Origin of the sequence: Mesobacillus jeotgali, assembly GCF_900166585.1 — a bacterium.
Taxonomy (GTDB): domain Bacteria; phylum Bacillota; class Bacilli; order Bacillales; family Cytobacillaceae; genus Mesobacillus; species Mesobacillus jeotgali_A.
The window spans coordinates 881096-904342 of record NZ_FVZC01000008.1 but is presented as its reverse complement, the minus strand read 5'-3'; the positions used below and the strand labels follow the sequence as shown (position 1 = coordinate 904342).

The 23247-nt window shown below is 42.3% G+C and carries 23 protein-coding genes and 1 pseudogene; 9 read left to right on the top strand and 15 right to left on the bottom strand.

The window, feature by feature from the left end:
* The 3 genes from B5X77_RS09575 (at position 1) to brnQ (ending at position 4442) form a co-directional block, all read left to right on the top strand.
* A complete protein-coding gene (locus B5X77_RS09575) occupies positions 1 to 1215 on the top strand; it encodes a M20 family metallopeptidase (RefSeq protein ID WP_079507438.1) in 1215 nt (404 codons plus the stop codon).
* 153 nt (positions 1216 to 1368) lie between these two features.
* A protein-coding gene (locus tag B5X77_RS09570; RefSeq protein WP_257391716.1) for an IS3 family transposase occupies positions 1369 to 2699 on the top strand; the annotation gives its coding sequence in 2 pieces (ribosomal slippage) (positions 1369 to 1750 and positions 1750 to 2699; 1332 coding nt in all).
* Positions 2700 to 3077: 378 nt separating this feature from the next.
* Entirely contained in the window at positions 3078 to 4442 is a 1365-nt protein-coding gene (gene brnQ / locus B5X77_RS09565) for a branched-chain amino acid transport system II carrier protein (RefSeq protein ID WP_079507436.1), read from the top strand.
* A 44-nt stretch (positions 4443 to 4486) separates the two neighbouring features.
* Here brnQ and B5X77_RS23695 read toward each other — a convergent pair whose 3' ends face one another.
* Positions 4487 to 4609, bottom strand: coding sequence for a hypothetical protein (locus tag B5X77_RS23695; protein ID WP_257391769.1), 123 nt, complete (start codon positions 4607 to 4609; stop codon positions 4487 to 4489).
* Positions 4610 to 4819: 210 nt separating this feature from the next.
* Here B5X77_RS23695 and B5X77_RS09560 point away from each other — a divergent pair, with 210 nt between their 5' ends.
* On the top strand, positions 4820 to 5371 hold the full coding sequence (locus B5X77_RS09560) for a DUF1259 domain-containing protein (protein WP_373887805.1): 552 nt from the start codon (positions 4820 to 4822) through the stop codon (positions 5369 to 5371).
* Positions 5372 to 5662: 291 nt separating this feature from the next.
* Here B5X77_RS09560 and ltrA read toward each other — a convergent pair.
* The 3 genes and pseudogenes from ltrA to B5X77_RS09545 form a co-directional block, all read right to left on the bottom strand.
* Positions 5663 to 6853: pseudogene (ltrA, locus tag B5X77_RS09555) on the bottom strand (group II intron reverse transcriptase/maturase); the annotation flags it as partial.
* Positions 6854 to 7429: 576 nt separating this feature from the next.
* Positions 7430 to 7768, bottom strand: a complete 339-nt coding sequence (locus B5X77_RS09550) for a YmaF family protein (RefSeq protein WP_079507434.1) — start codon at positions 7766 to 7768, stop codon at positions 7430 to 7432.
* 34 nt (positions 7769 to 7802) lie between these two features.
* Positions 7803 to 8603, bottom strand: coding sequence for a DUF2935 domain-containing protein (locus tag B5X77_RS09545; protein ID WP_079507432.1), 801 nt, complete (start codon positions 8601 to 8603; stop codon positions 7803 to 7805).
* Positions 8604 to 8829: 226 nt separating this feature from the next.
* Between B5X77_RS09545 and B5X77_RS23280 the strand changes: the two genes are divergently transcribed.
* Both B5X77_RS23280 and B5X77_RS09540 read left to right on the top strand, forming a co-directional pair.
* The gene (locus B5X77_RS23280; RefSeq protein ID WP_176167278.1) at positions 8830 to 9000 is read left to right on the top strand and encodes a hypothetical protein; all 171 of its coding nucleotides are present in this window, start codon (positions 8830 to 8832) and stop codon (positions 8998 to 9000) included.
* Between the two features lie 219 nt (positions 9001 to 9219).
* Positions 9220 to 10215: an LLM class flavin-dependent oxidoreductase gene (locus B5X77_RS09540; protein ID WP_257391768.1), complete on the top strand. Its 996-nt coding sequence runs from the start codon at positions 9220 to 9222 to the stop codon at positions 10213 to 10215.
* Positions 10216 to 10249: 34 nt separating this feature from the next.
* Here the strand turns inward: B5X77_RS09540 and B5X77_RS23690 are convergent, their stop codons facing one another.
* Complete coding sequence (locus B5X77_RS23690) at positions 10250 to 10372, bottom strand: hypothetical protein (protein ID WP_257391767.1); 123 nt, start codon at positions 10370 to 10372, stop codon at positions 10250 to 10252.
* Between the two features lie 15 nt (positions 10373 to 10387).
* On the bottom strand, positions 10388 to 10516 hold the full coding sequence (locus B5X77_RS23685; protein WP_257391766.1) for a hypothetical protein: 129 nt from the start codon (positions 10514 to 10516) through the stop codon (positions 10388 to 10390).
* Positions 10517 to 10664: 148 nt separating this feature from the next.
* Between B5X77_RS23685 and B5X77_RS09535 the strand changes: the two genes are divergently transcribed.
* A complete protein-coding gene (locus B5X77_RS09535; protein ID WP_079507430.1) occupies positions 10665 to 10988 on the top strand; it encodes a BC1872 family protein in 324 nt (107 codons plus the stop codon).
* A 428-nt stretch (positions 10989 to 11416) separates the two neighbouring features.
* Here the strand turns inward: B5X77_RS09535 and cydS are convergent, their stop codons facing one another.
* The 7 genes from cydS to galU all read right to left on the bottom strand — a co-directional run bounded on the left by cydS (position 11417) and on the right by galU (position 18131).
* Entirely contained in the window at positions 11417 to 11515 is a 99-nt protein-coding gene (cydS, locus tag B5X77_RS23995; RefSeq protein ID WP_373887804.1) for a cytochrome bd oxidase small subunit CydS family protein, read from the bottom strand.
* A 14-nt stretch (positions 11516 to 11529) separates the two neighbouring features.
* Positions 11530 to 12555, bottom strand: a complete 1026-nt coding sequence (locus B5X77_RS09530) for a cytochrome d ubiquinol oxidase subunit II (RefSeq protein WP_079507428.1) — start codon at positions 12553 to 12555, stop codon at positions 11530 to 11532.
* Positions 12552 to 13898, bottom strand: a complete 1347-nt coding sequence (locus B5X77_RS09525; RefSeq protein WP_079507426.1) for a cytochrome ubiquinol oxidase subunit I — start codon at positions 13896 to 13898, stop codon at positions 12552 to 12554. Before B5X77_RS09525 ends, B5X77_RS09530 begins: the two co-directional genes overlap by 4 nt.
* Positions 13899 to 14580: 682 nt before the next feature.
* Positions 14581 to 14931 (bottom strand): hypothetical protein, encoded by a 351-nt coding sequence (locus B5X77_RS09515; RefSeq protein WP_139378328.1) that lies wholly within the window; start codon positions 14929 to 14931, stop codon positions 14581 to 14583.
* A 167-nt stretch (positions 14932 to 15098) separates the two neighbouring features.
* On the bottom strand, positions 15099 to 15737 hold the full coding sequence (locus B5X77_RS09510) for a phosphatase PAP2 family protein (protein WP_257391765.1): 639 nt from the start codon (positions 15735 to 15737) through the stop codon (positions 15099 to 15101).
* Positions 15738 to 15910: 173 nt separating this feature from the next.
* A complete protein-coding gene (locus B5X77_RS09505) occupies positions 15911 to 17233 on the bottom strand; it encodes a UDP-glucose dehydrogenase family protein (RefSeq protein WP_079507420.1) in 1323 nt (440 codons plus the stop codon).
* A 1-nt stretch (position 17234) separates the two neighbouring features.
* Positions 17235 to 18131, bottom strand: coding sequence for a UTP--glucose-1-phosphate uridylyltransferase GalU (gene galU / locus B5X77_RS09500; RefSeq protein WP_079507418.1), 897 nt, complete (start codon positions 18129 to 18131; stop codon positions 17235 to 17237).
* A gap of 316 nt (positions 18132 to 18447) precedes the next feature.
* Here galU and B5X77_RS09495 point away from each other — a divergent pair, with 316 nt between their 5' ends.
* The gene (locus B5X77_RS09495) at positions 18448 to 19263 is read left to right on the top strand and encodes a hypothetical protein (RefSeq protein WP_257391764.1); all 816 of its coding nucleotides are present in this window, start codon (positions 18448 to 18450) and stop codon (positions 19261 to 19263) included.
* A 185-nt stretch (positions 19264 to 19448) separates the two neighbouring features.
* Complete coding sequence (locus B5X77_RS09490; RefSeq protein ID WP_079507416.1) at positions 19449 to 19829, top strand: SET domain-containing protein; 381 nt, start codon at positions 19449 to 19451, stop codon at positions 19827 to 19829.
* 32 nt (positions 19830 to 19861) lie between these two features.
* Here the strand turns inward: B5X77_RS09490 and B5X77_RS09485 are convergent, their stop codons facing one another.
* Positions 19862 to 21343, bottom strand: coding sequence for a PAS domain-containing sensor histidine kinase (locus B5X77_RS09485; protein WP_079507414.1), 1482 nt, complete (start codon positions 21341 to 21343; stop codon positions 19862 to 19864).
* 117 nt (positions 21344 to 21460) lie between these two features.
* The gene (gene hemY / locus B5X77_RS09480; RefSeq protein ID WP_079507412.1) at positions 21461 to 22870 is read right to left on the bottom strand and encodes a protoporphyrinogen oxidase; all 1410 of its coding nucleotides are present in this window, start codon (positions 22868 to 22870) and stop codon (positions 21461 to 21463) included.
* Positions 22871 to 23247 lie beyond the last annotated feature (377 nt).

Genomic DNA, 23247 nt, shown 5'->3' with positions numbered 1-23247 from the left:
ATGTCAACATCATTAAATTTGCAAAATGAATTAAAGGATATTATTACTCAGAATGTGGAGCTTAATAAAGACCTTTATTTGAAAACCAGCCACGAAATCCATGAACGCCCGGAGATTGGGAATGAAGAATTTTTCGCTGCTGCCCGGCTCACAACGATTTTAGAAAACGAAGGTTTTACAGTGGAAAAGGCGGTTGCCGGACATGAAACCAGCTTTGTTGCACGTAAAAAGTCAAGTAAACCCGGACCAGCCATTGCCTTTTTGGCAGAATATGATGCCCTTCCGGGGATTGGCCACGCATGCGGGCATAATATCATAGGCACAACAAGTGTCGCAGCTGCCATTGCTCTTAGTAAGGTATTGGAAGAAACCGGCGGTGAAGCGGTCGTTTTTGGAACACCCGCTGAAGAGGGGGGCCCAAACGGAAGCGCGAAAGGAAGCTTCGTCAAGCACGGTCTTGTTGAAGGAATCGAAGCAGCGCTCATGCTGCACCCTTCCGGACAAACAAGGTTGACAACTAGCTCCCTTGCTGTTGACCCGCTGGACTTTGAATACATTGGGAAGCCAGCTCACGCCGCCGCATCGCCGCATGAAGGGATAAATGCTTTGGATGCGGTAATCCAGCTTTTCAATGGAATCAATGCACTAAGACAGCAGTTGACTGATGATGTACGAATCCATGGAATCATCACCCACGGAGGTGATGCACCAAACATCATTCCTGAGTACGCCAAAGCAAGGTTCTTCATCCGGGCTGCTACCCGAAGCGGATTAAATGAAGTAACACGACGCGTAAAAGCTGTAGCTGAAGGAGCAGCCCTTGCCACTGGAGCGAAGCTGAACATTATTGCCTTCCAGAACGAAGTTGATAATATTCTTTTGAACGATCGATTTAATGAAGTTTTTAAAAATGTTATAGAAGATCTTGGAGAAACAATTGCAACAGGTGAAAAAGGCGGAATCGGTTCAACCGATGCAGGCAATATCAGCCAGGTGGTGCCAACCATTCACCCTTATATCAAAATCGGCCCTGATGACCTCGTTGCCCATACCGTTCCTTTCAGGGAAGCCGCCGCTTCCCCACTGGGTGACGACGCCTTGCTTAAAGGGGCTAAAGCCCTTGCCTTAACAGCTGTAAAACTCATCACAGACATAGATTTATTGAAAGATATTAAGGTTGAATTCGAACTTAGAAAAGCAGCGGAAAACAATTAATACACATTTACTCTATTACCTGTTATCTCTATTAAAAAGACCCTGGCATAAATATAAAGTGTACCCTATAGAGTAGACACCTAAAAAAAGTCTACCTATAGGGTACTTTTTTGTATAATTAAGCAATACAACATGAGGGACTGGAGAAGGGTTATGAGTAAAAAGACATTTACAGAGAAAGAGATCAAAAAGCTTTCAGCTAACAAATATGTTAAATCTGTATCTTCAAAAGGAATCACCTATACAGATGATTTTAAGAGTTTATTTATCGCAAAAAAAGAATCAGGCAAATTGGCGAGAGAAATATTTGAAGAGTGTGGGTTTGATGTAGAAATCTTGGGGACGGATAGAATTAGGTCAGCCAGTAAAAGATGGAAGAAAGCATACATGGAGAATGGTGTGGCTGGACTGCGTGATACCAGGCCTGGAAATTCAGGGCGTCCGAAAGACAGAGAACTGTCATTAGAAGAGAAAAATGCCCGCCTGGAGGCACAAATCAACTTACTAAAGGCGGAGAACGAGCTGCTAAAAAAGATCCGGTTCGCGGAAAGGGGGATGAAGAAGTAGCCCTCCCCCCTTGCCAAAAGTATATCCTTATTCGTTCAGTCATTGAGAAATATAAGCTGAAGAATATGGTCAGCTATCTATGTGCGGTATCAGGTGTTTCAAAAAGTGGTTATTATAATTACTTTTCAGTGGACTCACAAAAACGAAGAAAGCGAAAAGAGGAGAATGATCAGCTGGTTAAAGAAATCATTCTAAAAGCCTTCCAATTCAAAAAGCGTAAGAAAGGCGCACGCCAAATCAAAATGACATTGGCGGGTCAATTTAGTGTTGTCTACAATCTGAAGCGCATTCGCCGAATCATGAAGAAATACGGTATTATCTGCCCCATTAGAAAGGCCAACCCTTATAGGAGAATGATGAAGGCCACCCAAGAGCACCGGGTGATGCCAAACCTGTTAAACCGTAAATTTAAGCAAGGGATACCTGGAAAAGTTCTGCTTACTGATATTACTTATCTAACTTACTGGAATGGACAAAGAGCTTACTTATCCGTCATAAAGGATGGGTCGACAGGTCAAATCCTGGCTGAGTATTTATCTGACCGGATGACCATGGAACTCGCCATTAACACCCTGGACAAGCTGAAGAGGAATCGAAACTTCAAGAAGGCTAAGAATGCGTTAATTCACTCTGATCAGGGGACTCACTATACCCACCCTGATTTTCAGAAACTCGTCAAGAAGCTGGGCTTGCGTCAGTCAATGTCCAGACGTGGAAACTGTTGGGACAACGCCCCTATAGAATCCTTTTTTGGCCACCTTAAAGACGAGGTTGATATAAAAGCATGTAAGACTTTAGATGAACTGAGAAGTGAGATAAGCAAGTATATTACTTACTATAATAATCAGAGATATCAGTGGAATCTAAAGAAGATGACCCCTGTTCAATACAGAGATCATCTTCTTAAAACTGCATAGGGTTTTTTTAGAATGTCCTTTACAAAGGGTACACTTTAATAAACGCAAGGGTCTTTTTTTCCTCTTTGGCAACTACTGATTGATAAGCATAACTTACAATTTTTAGATGTAATACTGCTTTGCTGGGCTACCATTGTTTTTTCAAATTCTAAAAATACAAAAAACTCGGTTGACTTGTGAAGAGTAAGTATATATAGTAATGTGTATTATTCTTCTTTTGGGTGTATGAGAAGACAGATTTCATTTCTATTGTGAGCGACTGATCATAATTTTGGCTTTTTAATAGTTATGAATATCCTTCTAATCTTTCAAATTCCTCCTTTCCCAACTTAGAAGAGCTTTTTTTCCTTAATTACATCTAGAAGAGGAGACAATTACATGCAGCAAAAAACATCATTTTCAACTTATGCACTAATTGGTACCATGCTTTTCGGCATGTATTTCGGTGCAGGAAACTTAATCTTCCCCATCCAGTTGGGACAGCTGGCAGGCACAAACTTCTGGCCAGCATTGATCGGATTCCTGGTAACAGCAATCGGTCTTCCATTTTTAGGAATATTGGCAATTGGACTTTCGGGAAGCTCTGGCCTCCGTGATTTGGCCAGCAGAGTACACCCTATATTTGGAATAGCATTTGCAGCGGTTCTTTATTTAACCATTGGGCCCTTCTTCGCGATACCGCGAACGGCAACTGTACCTTTTGTAGTTGGTTTTGAGCCCTACATTAATCCCGGACAGGCTGGCTTATGGCTTGGTATCTTCAGTTTTGTTTTCTTTGCTGTTGTTTACTTCTTTTCACTCCATCCGGCAAAGGTCATGGACTACATTGGCAAATATTTGACCCCTGCCTTTCTCGTCTTTTTATTTATTCTAATTGGATTCTCGATTTTCAAGCCTATGGGAGATTATGGGGCACCGGCCGGGGTTTATGAAAACCTAGCATTTATGACCGGATTTAAAGAGGGTTACAATACAATGGATGCCCTGGCATCCCTGGCGTTTGGAATTGTTGTCATCAATGCGATTAAAAGGCAAGGCATTACTGATAAAAAGGATATTGCCAAAGCAACAATGAAATCAGGTGTTTTCGCTATGTCATTGATGATGCTGATCTACGGACTTATAACCTATATGGGGGCATCAAGCGTTGCAGCTATTGGCACATTCGAGAATGGAGGCCAGATTTTTGCGGCAGTTGCGCAGCACTACTTTGGATCTTTCGGAGCGATTCTGCTGGCCATCATCATTGTGCTTGCTTGTTTAAAAACAAGCATTGGGCTGATCACAGCTTGCAGCGAGTTTTTCCATGATCTGTATCCAAAGGTATCATACCGGAGTTTTGTGTTTATTCTAAGCTTTGTTTCCTTTGCAATCGCAAACTTTGGTTTAAACAATATCATTCAATTCGCTGTACCGGTTTTAATGTTCCTGTATCCTTTAGCAATCATCCTGATCCTATTGGCTCTATTATCACCGCTATTTGGCCATAAACAGAGCGTTTACTCTGCTTCCATGGCGATGACATTCCTGGTGAGTTTTTTTGACGGATATAGTACATTAGCAGCAAATATTCCATCTATGAATGTTTCGATCCTCAATTCGGTAAAAACAATATACATGAACTATCTTCCTTTATACGATATAGGACTTGGGTGGATCATACCCGCCTTCATCGGAGCAGTAATTGGATTTATTTTGCCGAAAGCTGAATTTCATGCAGGAAAATACGAAAAAGAACTGTAGATTTCTCTGCAGTTCTTCTTTTAGCATATTGTAATAACGATAAATCATTTATTATTTTTTTTCTGAGCTTCTAATGCTACCTTTTCTAATCCATTACCTCTTTCTTCAGCAAATTCTACATCTGCTTTTGGCATTGCCTTATTATGTTTTGGTTTATTTTTCGCCATTTTTTCACCCCCTTTGTTTTCACTGTATATACATCAAGGATGCCTCGCCCCTTCATCATTCATCCATTAGTTTGTGTTTCTTTTTTGAGGCTATGCTTTCTCAATATTTATAGAAAGGTGAAAAGTGTGTTTGTCCTAATTAAACCATCCAGTCATGTCCATTTCTTTCGAATATACTGCTCTTGATAGAATGAAAAGGAGTTGGACTAATTGGAAAGAAGAGAATTTGACAGCATGGGAAATCAAACATTCTTCCGCTTTTCGGGCAAACATCATAGGCAGGAGGACCTGCTGGAAGATGAATTTGAATCAAGTTCCCATATGCATGACCGTGACCGAAGGCATGCTGAACGCAGTACAGTCGGGGGCATCAGCGCAAGAAAATGCGAGGAACTTGCAGATATTATCGGAGGAGAGGTTGTAACAACTACCCCAGCATGTGTTGTGCAGCGCTTAAGAAACATAAAAGCTACGATCCTCGGACGACGTACCCGTTCCCCGCTTGCTCTTCCATTTGCACTATCATTTGAAAACAGCAAAGGCGGCAAAACCCTGAATTTAGGTGAAACTGTCATCCTGCAGGAAGAAATTAATCCTTTCCTGACAGAATTACGGAAAAGAGGAATCAAGGTAACGGCCCTTCACAATCACTGGCTATTCGAAGAACCTCGTTTAATGTACATGCATTGGGAAAATGTCGGAGATCCGTTTAAATTTGCATGTGACAGCATTGAAGCTGCAAAAGATGCTGGATTATTTTAAATATAATTTCAGGCTGCTGGTTCTTTACGGCAGCTTTTTTTTGATACCGATGACTATTATAGCTCTGCTGTGACGATATTTTTCCCACACTATAAATTAGTGAGTAAGTCTTTTGAAGATTGACCTATAAATGACCTGCAAATCGAGTAGGAGGGGGTGATTAACCCCCGACCTCTCACACCACCGTACGTACCGTTCGGTATACGGCGGTTCGAAAGTTTACGAAATAATGTTTGTTAATTGTTTTAATCCTTGTTGAAGCCAGTATTTATTATTCATGGCTTGGTCTTAGGCAGGACTCTTTGAATTTCTCCAGTATCCCTTTCGGGAGTTTGCATATTGCCAGGCTTTATATCTTTTAATTCCTAATCTAATCAGATTACGGAATTTAGTCCTGATTTTCTTCCACTCTTTCCAACGACAGGCACGCAGTCTTCTCCTGATATGACCGTCTACCTTTCCTGCATAGCTCTTGATATCAGCGACCTTGAAGTAATTTCCCCATCCTTGGATTAGCTGGTTGATTTTAAGAATTCGGTATTCCATGGCAATTCCCCAGTTACGGTTTGTTAACCTTTTAAGCTTTTCCTCGAGTCTCTTTTTCGACTTCTTCGGCACGTATATCCGGGTTTTGTTGCTCGAAGAGTAAAAACTCATCCCTAAGAATATACGTGCCGATGGCTTTCCCACTGCACTTTTCTCCTCGTTCACCTTCAGTTTTAACTTTCTCTCGATAAAGTCCGTGATACCCTCTTTAACCCGATCTCCCGCTTTTTGACTCTTAACGTATATATTGCAATCATCGGCATAACGAACAAATCTATGTCCCCGCTTTTCCAGTTCCTTATCCAGTTCATTTAGCATGATGTTACTAAGGAGTGGGCTTAGCGGACCTCCTTGAGGGGTCCCTTCTTTATTTACCGTAACTAACCCATTCTCCATAATTCCTGCTTGTAAATACCGTCGGGTTAGCTTTAAGGTGGATTTGTCCTTTATTGTCTTTGAGATTAAGGACATGAGTTTATCATGGTTCACTTTATCGAAGAATTTCTCCAGGTCAATATCTACCACAAATTGATAACCGTCTTCAATGTAAGACCTAGCCTGTTCAATCGCTTGATGCGCGCTCTTGTTCGGTCTAAAACCATAGCTATAATGGCTAAATTGTCTATCAAATATAGGGGTTAGGACTTGAACCATAGCCTGTTGGATAACTCGGTCTGTTACTGTTGGAATTCCTAACTTTCTCTTCCCACCATCTGGTTTGGGAATTTCGACTCTTCTTACCGGCTGGGGCTTATATTTTCCGTCCTGTATAAGCCTGATGATTTCCTGTCCCTGCTCTTTAAGATGAAGGCGGGTAGCTTCTATATCTTTCGCATCGACACCAGCTGCTCCTTTATTCCTTTTTACCTTCAAAAAGGCTAGGTTTAGGTTTTCTGGACTTATAATTCTCCGAATTAAACTTTCATTAGTTTCCATATTGGTCCCATGTCATCAAGTTTGTACAAAGTGACTCCACGCTTCAATAGAAAATCTCCTGGATTCCGTCCAATCTTTCTTCTTCGAAGCCCTTTTGGTTTACTGTGTCATTGCCCCTTTGTAAATGGCTCTAACATGTTCTCTCCTTTCGTTCAGTCCTTCTCAACCCGGAGGTTGATACTATGACTTCTGCTGACTTCTCTTAACTCAGCTATTTATCGCTAAATAGGTTCCGGTTGGGGAGGTTAAGAGATCTCCCAGGGTAAGTTCATTCACTTTCTCCTCATATATCTGCCACATTTATTCCCATCCCATCCGGGGATATTTTGGACTTCATCTTGTTTTGCAGACTCATCCAGGAATGAAAACCTCAAATGTGATTCGTGTACCTCAGACCGAGGATTTGCTTAGGGCTTCCTTCAGATTCCGCGTCGCCACGGACACCCTTGCCTTCAGCTAATGGTTCGCATATCCCAACGCCCATAGCGGACTTTCACCGCCAAGTTAATGAACATGCCTGGCACACAAAAAATCGCCGCCCTATCAAGGCCGGCGGTTCTTTTGAAAGTCATTTTTTTACTTATCACCTGGTGCTGGCTGATCAACACCTTTTACCCTGTGGCGGTGTCCATCGTTTTCAGTGGTGTAGAAATCATAATAATGCACGTGCATTCCATTTCCCACTGGAATTGCAGGTCCTGAATAAGCCTGATAATGGTGGGAATGGCCATTTTCAAAGACTACATACCCTTCAGTGTAGTGGATATGGTTGTGATCCTCTGTCAAGATGGGCGGTGAAGTTACATCCAGGCATTGATGAACATGTCCTGCACCCATAGAAGTATAATCGACCGAACCATGGTTATGATGCGGTACAAAACCTTTTACAAAATCATCCTTTCCTATCTTCGCCATACCCTCACCCTCACTTTTGATAACTTAATTATGCTTACCCTTTTATACCCTGTCCGTTTAAATTAGCTTCAAAAAGATCGATGATTTCCAAAAAGCGTTCTGCTTCTCTAAATGTATGGTCGGCTAAAAGCGGGTGAATATTGCTCTTTATTCTGCAGGCTTCTATTAATTCTCTAGCTGTTTTCTTAAAATCCCTTAGTGAAGCAACCGAAACCCTGTTTTGATCCAGGAATTGATCCAGCATTGGCCTGGTTTCCGATTGAGGTCTCATTGAATCCAAATCCACAGCCTGGAACACCAATTGATCAAAATCATGGCTGAATTCCCTTGCCTGTTCAACCAGCTTCCTTTCCGAAGGATCCAAGAGATGGCCAATAAATTTTGCATGGTCCGCCATGATTTTTAGGAAGAAAACATTTTCTGCGATTATCGCCTCTGGTTCCGGAGCCAGTTTCCCTTCATTTAATTCCTTTAAACGATTGGCAAAATATGCTGCTTCTCTGCTTACGTGGTCAATAAGTAAAGGAAAGTTATTATGCCGTATTTCACAGCGCAGGGTGAGACCTAACACTTTTCGCTTGTAACTCCAAATCGCTGCGGCAGCCTGGTAAACCTCATTGTTAAAAGCATTGATTTGACGTATATCTGAGTTCGCGTTAAACCTGGCCAGTTTTTCCTCAATCCGTTCAAACATAACAATAAACTGTTGAGCCTCGGCAATTAATTGTTTCTGCTCATGTGTAAATCCCAGACTTAAAAATAGCGCATGCTCCTTCATGATTCTGGACCAAAATCTTATTTCGTCCAATGACCTAAGTACAATCGGATTCGCCATTGCTTCCCTCCTCACCATTCCATCCCTAAAATATATGTATTGATTCCTTGTCCAAAAACATTTTTACTTTCTTTTTTATTACTATGCAAACCGCGTTCTCTTGTGGAAAGACTTGGAGAGGTGGAGTTCATGGCAGGATTGATAAGTTTATAAGGGTAATCACTGGGTATGGTTTAGATAATAATAATCATGGTTAAGCAAACCATTCAGAGAAAGGAGTTTTGTTGTGAAAAAGAAGCTTTTTTATGGCATTCCATTGGCGCTGGCAATTTTTATTGGCGGGTGCTCCGCGGAGACGGACAAGGAGAATGAACCGCCTGTTGAGGATACTGAAAATGATGTCGGGGATGAAAACAACAAATTGGATAATGAAGAGTCTGATGGTGATCAAAATTAATCAGCCATGATTCTTCAGACTGAAGAAATGCTGTTCATATAGTGAATGAACAGCATTTTAATTTTCAATTCATGGCAGCTTATTTTAGCACCAGTGTGTTGGCAAGAGGAGTGGATTTCTAATTTTGCAATCAAGTAATTCGCCTTCTTGATCCAAGTTTGCATAAACTGCCTGAGGGAATACTGGATAAGATGAAGCAGCTTGCAACAGGAGGGTTTGATGGTGAAATTAAGTGTACTTGACCAATCCGTCATCAGCGCGGGAGATACAGCTGCTCAGGCTTTTAGAAAGACGGCAGACCTTGCACAAATTACAGAAGAGCTTGGTTATACTAGGTTCTGGGTTGCCGAGCATCACAACACCAATGGCATTGCTGGATCCTCTCCCGAAATACTGATATCCCATATAGCTTCTTTGACCAAAAAAATCAGGGTAGGATCTGGAGGTGTTCTGCTTCCTCAATATAGTCCCTATAAAGTTGCGGAGAACTTCAAGGTTCTAGAAGCCCTGTTTCCAAACAGGATTGACGCCGGTCTTGGTCGTTCTCCAGGCGGATCGGCAACAACCAGGCTTGCATTGACAGATGGACTTCGAAAAAGCTTGAATGAATTCCCGAGGCAAATTAGTGATCTAAAAGGGTTCTTAATGAATGAGCTCCCTGACAGCCATCCCTTTTATGGGGTTAAGGCTTTTCCAAATCAAACAACTCTTCCTGAACTTTGGTTATTAGGAATCACCCATCGCGGAGCAAGACTTGCTGCTGAAAATGGGACAGCTTTTACATATGGTCATTTCATTACGCCTGTTAATGGAAAAAGGGCAATGGAACAATATTACAGGGAGTTTCAGCCATCACCATTCCTGAAAAGGCCTAAAGCTAATGTTTGTATTTTCGTTATATGTGCTGAAACTCAGGAGAAGGCCGAAGAACTGGCTTTGAGCCAGGATTTGTGGCTTTTACGGGTTGAAAAGGGGTTGGATACCAGAATACCCTCATTAGAAGAAGCAAAGAATACCACGCTAACGGCTGCGGACCGGAGCAAAATAGTCGAAAATCGGAAAAGGATGGTCATCGGAACACCCGATTTGGTAAAAAAGGAGCTCTCAAGGCTTAGTCATTCCTATAAGACTGAGGAGTTCATGATTATCAACAATCTGCACAGCTTCAATGATAAGGTAAAGACATACACCTTGCTTGCGGAGGCACTGCTTTAAAAAGTTTTGAGGAAGGGGAACTCCCCTTCCTCTTTTATTGATTCTTCAAATCCTTTTGTGTCATTTCGCTTCTAATATTGACGTCTTTGGATATATTTCTTTCTTTATTGTTCGGGTATTTATTTTTGCGTTCGCGGTTATCATTACGATTTGTCATGGCAGATCCTCCCTTTTACTTTTGCTGTTTCTTGCCAGAATCAATGTCTTTGTCATTACCTAATTCGCCATTAGTGCGGCCTTTTTCCTTAGCAATTTTACCACCCAGTCTTACATTCGGCTGGCTGATTTCTTTTTCACTCATGTTTTTGTCACCCCCATTTTTTAAGATGCTCAAAAGTAAGAAATATAACTTCCAAAACTAAATCTTTGTCATTGCACACCTCCTCTGTTATGTAATATAATTTGATTATAAACAACTGTTATATAACAATATCAAGGAGGATGAAAACATGACAAAAACAGATGCCATTGCACGGAGGATTTTAGGTTGGAAGCTGAACAGATGGGATCGCTGGTTTGATTATGAAAAAGGTGTATTGATCAATGACTCCGAATTCCAGCCAGAACAAAACCTTTTGCATGCGATGCTGATTGTCGAAAGACTAGAGAAGCTGGGCTACACTTTTTCATCAAACGGGGTCTCTGAAGCTGCTTTTAATCAATTCAAAGGGACAGGAGAAAATCTTCCTGAAGCAATCACGAATGCAGCCTATGCCATCATTGAGAATGACTCTGTTGTCTCGAGTGCGTCACTTTGGCGAAAATTATCCTGATTAAAAATCAGAAAAGTGCAGCCTCTTTTAATTAGAAGCGAAAAGGTGGAACAAGAGTGTGTTTAGATTCTAAATGGAACCTTGTGAGCGATGGATTGGCTGCATAAGGGTGCGGTTCGGCCTTAAATAGACCCTTATGAGCGATGAAATGGTTATATAAGGGCGTCTTTAGACCTTAAATGGGACCTTATGATCGATGGAAAGGCTGCATAAGGGCACTGTTCGGCCTTAAATAGACCCTTATGAGGGATGAAATGGTTGCATAAGGGCGTCTTTAGAACTTAAATGGGACCTTATGAGCGATGAAATGGCTGCATAAGGGCGCCTTTGGATCTTTTAGCTGAACAATTCTAGAACGTGTAAACTTTCACTAACTAATGGTATAAAAAGAGCTGCCTCCTCTTAAGGATGGCAGCTCTTCACTTTCTTCATTCTACTTTGCCATCCTTTCCAGCCAGCCAGAATGAGGCGGTAATAGATGCGATGATGACAATGAAGGGTGCATAAAACATTGTGAATTCAGCCATTAGCACAAAACCTCCTATACATGGTCATTCCTTTTTCCCTGTACATAGTCCTTATTGAACAGAAACAGCCTAAGCAATAAATACAATGACGGGAGCAATAGTCCAAGCCCGGCTATAAAGGCTATGATCAGCGCGACTGCCATGGCTTCGTTTGTAAAGCTGTCGTATATGCTGAGAAAAGGATAGAGCAAATATGGGTAATGCGAAATGCCATAGGCAAAGAATGCGATTAAAAACTGTCCTGTTAAAAGTCCGAATGCCGCTCCATATGATTTGCGTTTCCCTAGTAAATAAACGGTTCCGGCAAACAGGATGAAGGAGATGGCGAACATCCACCATAAATCGATGATCCGGCTGTAATGTTCCGGGTTGTGGTCCTTCAGCTCGACTATGATTCCTGTTGCGGCAATGATGGCTGGAACCGACCAGATCAGGGCATATTTTCGAAGCAGCTCTGTTGCCGGTTCATCCTGTGCCTTATGTGCATACCACGTTAGAAATACTGCAGATATATAAAGAACTGCAGCCAGACTTAGAACAACAATGCTCCATGTCAGCGGGCTAGTGAATAGCACCCAGTAATCCAGATCAATTCCCGACGCGGTTTCGGTGACAAAGCCACCCTCTGATATTGTTAGTACAATCGACAATGAGGCCGGGATGAACAATCCAGATAATCCATAAAGATACGTATATCTTTTATGCATCAAGCCGCCATAAGTCGTAAAAGCGTAATATGATCCGCGAATCGCCAGCAGGACAACGGCTATGCTGGCAGGAACCAAAAGGATAGTTCCATAGTAATAAGCAGTTTTAGGAAAAAAACCGACCATCCCTACAAAGAAAAACACCAGGAATACATTCGTCACTTCCCAAACAGGGGATAAATAGCGCTGGATGATCCGCGTCAGGATATGCTGTTTTCCCCGGAAAAGGCTGTAAGCATTGAAGAATCCTGCTCCAAAATCAATGGAAGCGACGATGACATATCCAAAAAGAAAAAGCCATAGAACGGTAATCCCGATTATTTCAAGAGTCATCGTCCCTCACCTTCCTTTTCGGCTTGCCTGTCTGCCAGTTCTTGTTCAACAGGATTTTTCCGGAACATCCTTGTTAATACCACAATGCTTCCAATTGCAAGAATCAAATATAAACCCGCAAACATAATCAGCATCATATCAACCTGGCCGCTTGTCGTCGCTGCTTCGTCAACCTTCATGATTCCCCTTAAAATCCATGGCTGCCTGCCCACTTCAGCAAACCACCAGCCAAGCTCGATGGCCAGCATTGATAATGGACCGCCAAAGACAATAAGCCAGCGGTACCACCTGGTTCGGATAAAACTCCAATTCATCCAGACACCAAACACATATACAAGTGAAAGCACCGTCATCCATATACCGATGGTAACCATCCCATCAAACAAATAGTGAATATAGAGTGGCGGGATTTCGTCTTCTGGAAAATCATTCAGACCAATCACTTCTGCATTTGGGTTGCTGTGTGCCAAAATGCTGAGCGCATACGGAATTTTAAGAGCGTATTTTACCTCACCATCTTCCAGAACTCCGTATAACATTAATGGAGCACCTTCATGTGTCTCAAAATGCCATTCTGCAGCGGCCAGCTTTTCCGGCTGGTACTCTGCCAAGTACTTACCTGAAAAGTCACCGATGATCGCTGCGGCAATTGAAAAAACCAAACCTATTTTCATTGTCAAAAATACAGCTTTTTTATGATAAATATGATCTGACCCTTTCAGCATTCTGTATGCACCAATCGAGGCGAGTATAAAGGCCGATGTCATATATGCAGTGGCAAGCACATGCGCTACTTTTGTCGGCATCGCGGGATTGAACATCGCCAGGATTGGATTGATATTGACAAGCTGGCCATCGACCAGATCGAAGCCTTGCGGCGCATTCATGAATGCATTAACGATCGTAATGAACACTGCTGAAAATGACGCGCCAATCGCTACTGGAATTAATAATAACAAGTGCTTCTTCTGATTCTCGAAACGATCCCATGTATATAAATAGATTCCTAGAAAAATAGCTTCAAAGAAAAACGCAAATGTCTCCATGAACAATGGAAGGGCGATTACATTACCTGCAAGTTCCATGAAATTCGGCCACAGCAAGGAAAGCTGCAAACCAATCGCTGTCCCTGTCACAACTCCAACAGCTACCGTAATCACAAAGCCGCGTGTCCATCTCCTGGCCAGTAAAATATAATGTTCATCCTGCTTTTTAATTCCCAGCCACTGAGCAATCATGATCATGAGCGGAATGCCGACGCCTATTGTGGCATAGATAATGTGGAAAGATAAAGTAAGCTCCGTTAAAACGCGGCTGAAAAACACCGATTCTTCATTCCCCATTTTTCAATCCCCCTTTTCTATCCGGCAAATAATCGGCCGATAAAAGACAATCCCATAATTGCAGCAACGATAAACGCAAGCCACATCAGTACTTTTTCTTGCTTCTTATACATCAGGCCACCCCAATCCTCCTAATTTTGTTCATCAAATCACATATTTATCAACACAATTATTTCATTCCACTTATTTATACAAGATAAATGTGAGAGAAATATGATATGTAATCCTCTTTTGCCATCCTTCATTTTATTCCCATTCTCCCTCCTGATAAACGGCAGCTGAAGGAAAATGAAAGGTTAAGTTTTCTTTATCAGTAACGGCATTTGAAAGCAAGGGGGATAAAAGATAAAGATAAAGCTAAAGATACGGATTGGGGGGAATGGATAAGGCACATATTTCTCTTGTTTTCAGGCGCATATTCCTCTTACTTGTTACCGAAATCTCCTGCTCCTCCATTTTTCGGGCACATGTTCCTCTCGCTTCTTACCGAAATCTCCTGCTCCTCCATTTTTCGGGCACATATTCCTCCTGCTTCTGACCGAAATCTCCTGCTGTCCACTTTTCGGGCACATATTCCTCTCGCTTCTTTCCGAAATCTCCTGCTCCTCCATTTTTCGGGCGCATATTCCTCTCGCTTCTTTCCGAAATCTCCTGCTGTCCACTTTTCGGGCACATATTCCTCTTACTTGTTACCGAAATCTCCTGCTCCTCCATTTTTCGGGCACATATTCCTCCTGCTTCTGACCGAAATCTCCTGCTCATTTTTCGGGCACATATTCCTCCTGCTTCTGACCGAAATCTCCTGCTCCTCCATTTTTCGGGCACATGTTCCTCCTGCTTCTGACCGAAATCTCCTGCTCCTCCATTTTTCGGGCACATATTCCTCCTGCTTCTGACCGAAATCTCCTGCTCCTCCATTTTTCGGGCACATGTTCCTCTCGCTTCTTACCGAAATCTCCTGCTCCTCCATTTTTCGGGCACATATTCCTCCTGCTTCTGACCGAAATCTCCTGCTCCTCCATTTTTCGGGCACATGTTCCTCCTGCTTCTGACCGAAATCTCCTGCTCCTCCATTTTTCGGGCACATATTCCTCTTACTTGTTAACGAAAACTTCTGCTTCTCCATCTTTGAGCTGTATATAAAAAGCGATTTCGATACTTCAGCGAGAATACTCTTTTTTTCCTCTTGTGTCTCGACGTTCAGTTTGCTTCAGGCCTTTCCTTATACCTTTGGAAAAACCAGATAACAGCTGTGACCCAGAGCCCGCTGGCAAGGAAGCCTCCTAAGATATCACTAGGATAATGGACACCTAAATAAACCCTGCTCATCCCAATTGCGAGAATCATTACGCTGCTAAAAATGATGACTGAGATTCTGCCCAGCGTGGTTGGTACATGACGCCAGATGAGGAAGGCAAGGATACTGTAAAAAGAGAAAGCATTCATCGCGTGGCCGCTCGGAAAACTGTATCCCCCTATTTCGATCAGCCGGTTAAAATCCGGACGGGCACGATGGAAATACAGCTTTAATAACCGGTTCAAAATAGGTGTACAAAAAACAACAGACAGTAATACTATGATCTCCAGCCTATGTTTTAAAATATAAAACAGAAATAAGAATACAAGTATCGTCAGGATTACGATAAATCTTATGGTACCGATATAAGTAAAGAACTTCATAATCTCCGTCAGCCGCTCTGCTTCAAGTCCCTGCACAACATGAATGATTTCCTGGTCAAATGCTGCCAGATGCTCTGCCTGGACGAGGTAAGACATTACAATAAATCCGAAGAAAGAGCCAAAAAAAGCGATAAAAAGCTTTAGGTTAACCTGCTTCAATCTAATCCCCCACTTCCTTTTAACCCTTTTACTATTCCCTGATCCCTTATTTTAAAAAGTCTTTCATAAAGGAATAATGAAAGCGGAGTTCGTGGTACGATAACTCTTCGGTTAGCACCTGTTAAACTTTTCATCAGACAATTTTGCTAATAAAAAAAGAAGAAGGCATGATTTTAATCATCCCTTTTTAAAATAACATTCGGCCTGCCGACTGAATAATATTCGATTGTCCCGCATTCCCGAAGATCCTCCTCATCTAAACAATTCCTGCCGTCAAAAATGATGCGATTTTTCATCACACCCAGTATAGCCTCGAATTCAAGCTTTCTGAACTCTTCCCACTCTGTAACAATGAATAAAGCATCGGCTCCATTTGCCGCTTTTATCGGTGCATCAGTATATGTGATGATATCCCCGATAACCTGCCTTGCGTTTGTAATAGCCACTGGATCATATGCGGTGACTTCTGCTCCTAAGGCGGTTAGGGCACGTGAAATTCTAATGGATGGCGCTTCTCTCATGTCGTCTGTTTCAGGCTTGAATGAAAGGCCAAGTATGCCGATTTTCTTCCCAGTTAAAGTTCCGAACCTATCAAGCGCCTTCTTTACTAGAAATTCTTGCTGCTTTTCATTGATGGCGATTGTTTGTTCTAGCAATGATAAAGGCATCCCATGCTCTTTGGATGTATGCAGCAGTGCTTTTACATCCTTAGGGAAACATGAGCCGCCATATCCTATTCCGGCATTTAAGAAGGCTGATCCGATTCTTTTATCTAAGCCCATTCCTTTAGACACATCGACCACGTCTGCTCCCACTGCTTCACACAGATTGGCAATACCATTGATAAAGCTGATTTTCATGGCCAAAAAAGCATTGGAAGCATATTTAATCATTTCGGCACTTCTGGTATCCGTCAATAAAAACGGGACATTCAATGGCCGGTACATCTCCTGGATGATATTCGAAGCTTCAATATCTTCACAGCCAATGATGATCCTGTCTGCTTTTAATGTATCCTGGATGGCTGACCCCTGCCTTAAAAACTCCGGATTGGATACCATCCTGATTTTCACTTTATTTTTCAATTGGCCTAATAATAGTTGTTTCACATAATCATTTGTGCCAATCGGTACGGTACTCTTGATCACAACAATCGAATCGCGGACAATATGTTCTGCAAGATCCTTCGAAGCCTGCTCGATGTATTTCAGGTCGGCACGTCCGTCGTCACTCTGCGGTGTACCGACAGCGATGATGATAATATCGGCATCGTTCAAACCATACTTATGAGATGAGGTAAAAGCCAGTCTTCCTGCTGAGGAATTTTTAATGAGAAGCTCTTCAAGACCTGGTTCATAGATTGGGGATTTCCCTTGCTTGAGGGTAGCTATTTTCCTTTCATCCACATCAATACAAATCACATGGTGGCCGATTTCGGCGAGACAGACTCCGGTGGACAGCCCGACATATCCTGTTCCAAGTACAGCTATCCTCATGTCAGCCATCCTCTCTCTTTATGTCCGGCATCTCATAAACCTCTTTTAAATATTCGATTACATCTGCCCTGGTATCTTCCCTTTGAAGCGCAAAGTCCAAGGTTGCCTTGATGAAACCTATTTTATCTCCGATGTCGTAACGCTTGCCTTCAAAATTGTAGGCCAACACGGCCTGCCGGGTATTCAGTTCATTAATGGCATCTGTCAGCTGTAATTCTCCTCCATGTCCGGCAGGAAGCTGTGCCAGCACCTCAAATATCTCCGGTCTCAATACATAGCGCCCCATAATCGCATAATTAGAGGGTGCCTTTTCCTTATCAGGCTTTTCTACCAATTTATCGATCGTAAACAAGTTAGGCTCCAGATTCGCACCTTTTGGTTTGATGATGCCATATTTGCAGACATCCTGGTCGGGCACACGCTGGATTGCTACGACGGAACTATTACAATATTCAAAGACATTGATGATCTGTTTCAAGCACGGTGTTTCCGACATTACGATGTCATCACCAAGCAATACGGCAAAAGGTTCATTCCCAATAAAGCTTTTTGCGCAAAGGATGGCGTGTCCCAGGCCAAGTGGCTCTTTTTGCCTTACATAATAAATATTAGCCAGACTTGAAATACTCTGGACTTCTTCCAAAATATCAAGCTTATTCTTTTTTAACAATGCATCCTCCAGTTCATAGGACTTATCAAAATGGTCCTCTATCGATCGCTTTCCTCTGCCGATGATGATAATGATTTCCTCAATCCCGGAGGCAACTGCTTCCTCTACAATATACTGGATGGTCGGTTTATCAACGATCGGCAGCATTTCCTTCGGCTGTGCCTTAGTCGCCGGTAAAAATCTCGTGCCAAGTCCTGCAGCCGGAATGATTGCTTTACGAATCTTCATATGCTGCCTCCCTTTTGAATTCTATATTTTTTTATATTCAAAGGGCCAAGCTCCGGTCACGTTAAAGGCCTATCAATATGAAAATAGACTCCTTCAGTTTTTTATGAAGGGGGAAGTTTTGATGAATTGCTTCTTTCAGTCTTATTTCTTGATAGGTATAAATTAGTCAACTAATGAAATTAGGAAAGGTGTTGAATACCGAAGGGCAGGAATCTATTGGGGAAGAAATGTTGCAGGATGAAAAATGAACAAGAGGCACTGTCTCTTTTTTTCCTGGCGTGCAAAATGTAAAATAGATATGAAAGGAAGTGGACAAATGGCGAATTCTGTTGCAGGCTCTAAACAATCAAAATTATCTCAATATATCCCGCCTAAAGGTATGTACGAAACATTTGAAGATGAAGCTCATTATCTCCAAAAGGTCAAAGAGTGGGGACTCAGCACAAAGAAAGACTTTTGGTACAAAGACAGGTTCCAGCATTGTCTGGTTTCGATAAAAGGTTTTGAAGTTTTCGGAGAAACAGCTGAATACAATACTCTTGTCATTGAATTTCCTGATGGCAGCCTGACTTGCATCCATCCGGCATATTTGAAGGAAATGCAATCATCTAGCTTTGGCAAGGAAATCATTGAACAGACGGGGGATGTGCCTGAAGGAACACCGGAAATTACAGCAAATGCTGAAATATCTATACCAGCTGATGCTCAAACTGAAAATACAGCGTCACTCGCCACTGATAAGGTTGAAAAAACAGCGAAGGCTGCAGCAGCTAAACCTAAAAAAGAAAAAGCCCCTAAATTAGTGTTGCCAGAGGATAAGGTCCAGTTTTCCGCGAAAGTGAAGCAATTCGCGTTGAGCTGGAATCACTTCAATGAGGACAATGATGAAGTCATTGTTTTCGAGGACGTCCGGATTGAACAGGAGGAACCAATTGAAGTTGGTCTTGCCTGGGGCTCACACAGCAAAACATTGAAAAAGCTTGAACTGGAGCCAGGCCAGGAGCTCGAGTTCAACGGCAAGATCGTCAAGAAGAGCCTTCCTAAAGGCAAGGATGTTGAAGATGAGGCCATGCTTCTCGATGTTTCGGTGGCTTACAAAATCAATAATCCTTCTAAAATTGTTAAAAAGTAGAGAATCAAGGACTGGCCTTGTTAAGGGCAGTCCTTCATCATACTCTTTTAGATTGTTAATGCCGGAACAGATGATTATTAATACTTTTTAGTACAAGCTCCAAATAGTTTGCTTTTCTGGTTGATTAGCGTCATGCTTGATAGGACAAATTATAAAAATCGTCATGAAACGAGCAGGTGATAAAAATGATTGAAATTAAGACCTCAGAAATAAGCGATGGTGAATTCAACAGAGGAGTTTTCGCCACCATTGATATAAAAAAAGGTGAGCTGATCCATAAGGCACCGGTTCTTTCTTATCCGAACGAACAGCACGTTCACATCGAGAAAACAGCACTGGCGGATTATGCCTTCGAATACGGGATCAACCACTCAGCAATTTTGCTGGGCTATGGAATGCTATTCAACCACTCCTATGAGCCTAACGCAATATATGAAATCAATTTTGACGAACATACTTTTGATTTCTATGCCTATCGCGACATCCGCGCCGGGGAAGAAATTGTCATTAACTATAATGGCGAGGTCGATAATACTGACCCTCTCTGGTTCAACGAAGGAAAATAAGAAATGCGGCTCCCATTGGGAAGCCGCATCTTTTATTCTGCAGAGCTGCCGTCACCTTCGAAACAGTCCAGTTCTACAAAGACAGTCGTGCCCTTATCTACTTCACTGACAATTTTCATCGAACCTTTATGTTCCTGGATGATTTTATTGCTCACTGTCAGCCCCAGGCCGATGCCTTTTTCTTTCGTTGTGTAAAATGGAGTTCCAAGGTAGCGCAATCGTTCTGATTCAATTCCTGTACCCTCGTCAGAGATGCTTACTAGCACTTTTCCTTTCTCTTTCAATTGCATGCCGATCACGACATTTCCTCCAGCGGACATAGATTCTATGGCATTTTTCATGAAATTTAAAAACACTTGTTTAAGCTGATGGGGATTGCAGGAAAGCCTAATCTTCCCGTCTGGATAGGATGGGATAATTTGAACATTATGCAGTATGGCTTGCGGCTGGATGATATGAATGGTGCTGTCCATGATCTTCTTCAAATCTTCATTTACATACTCGATTGCCTGCGGTTTGGCTAATGACATGAACTCATTGACAATCATATCGATTCTGTCGAGTTCGTTCATAATGATTGCCAGATAATCCTCCTGCTTCTCTTTATCTAGGCATGTCTGCAATAATTTAGAAAAACCCTTCAATGCGGTCAGCGGATTGCGGATTTCATGGGCCACCCCCGCGGCCAGCTGCCCAGTGACAGAAAGCCTGTCCAGATTTCGAATGGTCGCTTCATGCTTGACCCGGTCTGTAATATTCCTGCCAACACTCACAAATGACTCTATCTCATTTTTCTCGTTGTAGATTGGCGAGAAATTGTATTCGGTGTAGACAGACTGCTGATCACAAGTCGTAAACCTTTTGCGTAAAATCTGTGGTTCACCCGTTTCAAGAATCTCTACCAGCTTTATATCAAGGATGGCATCTTCTTCTTTTGTCAAAAATTCACTCAGGTTTTTGCCAACCACTTGGTCCGGCTGCAAACCAATCACTTTTCCATGTGAGGGAGAAGCGTATAGAATCCTTTTATTTTTATCTATCACCTTGATCATGTCTGACGTGTTCTCGGTGATCAGCTCATACAGTTCACGTGTCCGGTGAAGCTCCTGCTCCATACTTACTAATTTGGTGATATCACGGTAAATGGCAATGATGGCGATAATTTCACCCTGTTTATTCCGGAAGGGAGAGTAGGAGACGGCAATATCCAGCATTGAGCCATTTTTGTGGAATCGCTGGGTGATCATATTTGTGAAAGCTTGCCCCGCTTTTACCTGGTTAATGATATCCGGTACGAAATCTGGATTTGCAAAGTCATGAAAAGTTTTTCCTAATAAATCTTCCTCTGTAAACCCGAATATTTCAGTATACATATGATTAATTCTTACAAAGCGATCCTCCATATCGACAATAGCAAACCCATCAGCCGTGCAATCCAAAAATAAACTGAGCAATTCATTAGGATTATAGACTGTTTCTTCCTCTGCCCTAAATATCGGGAAACTGCTACGCATAGAGATCTCTCCCAACTTTTTATCCTTGTACTTTCATTTTACAGAAGGTTTTGACTTTTCAAAAGAAATATTTTTACGAAAAGAGCCGCTGTCACAAAGACAACGGCTAAATTTCAATTATGCAAGATAGTCGATTACTTTTTTAACAGCTGCCTCTGCCTGGTCTATGCAGCCAGGTATCCCAACGCCTTCAAATGAACCTCCGGCGAGCCAGATTCCTGGAAGCTCCTGTTCAAGTTTTGTTTTTACCATTGCGATTCTCTCAAGATGGCCAACCGTATATTGAGGCATCGCGTTTCTCCATCTCGTGACAATGGTGAATTCCGGTTTAGCGGTAATGTTCATCGTCTTATTCAAATCTCTTAAAACCAGCTCAACGATTTGGTGATCCGATAACTCGACGGCCTCCTGGTCATCTGGTTTGCCAACATAGCAGCGAAGCAAAGCCATATCCTCTGGTGATGTTCCGGGCCACTTTTTGTGCGTCCAGGTACAGGCAGTTATCCGGAAATCACTGTTTCTTGAAACGAGGAAACCTGTTCCGTCGATGTCTTTCTCTATAACCGATTTTGGAAAAGCCATCGCTACATTTGCAACAGAATTGGCAGGCATGTGCTTAAACGGTTCCATAAATGAATAATCTGACAGCATTCGCTGAGCATGGAAGTGATCTGTAGTGATGACAACACTGTCTGCTGCTTCCACCTCTCCAGATTCGAGATGAACTTTATAGGATGCTCCTGTCTTCTCTACCTTTTTTACAGCCATCCTCTTCATAACCGTCCCTTCATCCAGGCGACTTTCTACCCTGTGGACCAATTCCTCCAACCCCGTGGACAATGAGATGAACATCCCTTTTTTAGATCCCGTCTTCCTGGCTGCAGTTTTCGGAAGCTTAGGCATCGACTTATTCAACCCGATTACCAGACTGCGATGCTTCTGTTCGATTTCATAAAAATTGGGGAACAAAGCCATCAGACTGAGCTCATCAATATCCCCCGCGTAAATCCCTGATAATAAGGGGTCTATCAGGTTTTCGACCACTTCATCCCCAAGCCTGCGGCGGAAAAAAGCTCCAAGCGACTGATCGGCTTTCGGTTCATCTTTTGGTAAAATAAAATCTCCCGCTGCCCGGATTTTCCCAAGGGGTGAAAATAATCCCGACAGCGCAAAAGGTGTTACTTTGGTGGGAATACCCATGAAAGACCCCTCCGGCATGGTGTGAAGCCTGCCCCGTGCGTAAATATAGGATTTTCCGGCAGTGTTCGAGATGATCTTATCCTGGAGACCCACTTCCTCTATCAATCTCAAAGCACTCTTTTTTCTGGCTATGATTGAATCCGGCCCTCTTTCGATAATGAAACCGTCACGCTTCTCGGTACTGATGACACCACCAAGACGATCACTCGCTTCAATCAATTTCACATTGATCGGCAGCTGTTTCTCCCTCGCTTCCTTTTGCAGATAATACGCAGTCGCCAGCCCAGTAATTCCGCCGCCCACAACGATGATTTTCTTTTCATTCATTCCGCTCACCTATTCTCTAATAATGTCTTGTTGTAATAATCTTATAGATTTTCTCTTCTTAAGTATGTGAAATAATTAACACACAAAAAGTATAGCACCAGTTTTATGGAAGAACATAAGCGTTTTTTTACTAAAATGTGAACGAGATGTCCTGGAAATATCATTATAATTGCCAATTTTGAAAACAAACCTGTCAGGGGAATACCTGTTTTTTTTCCCAAGATGGTGCAGAGATTTATTTTCCTTTGAGTTGCTCACTTTAAACGAACTGGGAGCTCATGATTTCAGCAAATAAATTCGTTGATTACGAATTTAATAGCGGAATTTCAAATATATCAACCACTTTTGGAATTATATCAGCGGATTTTCGTTTTTAT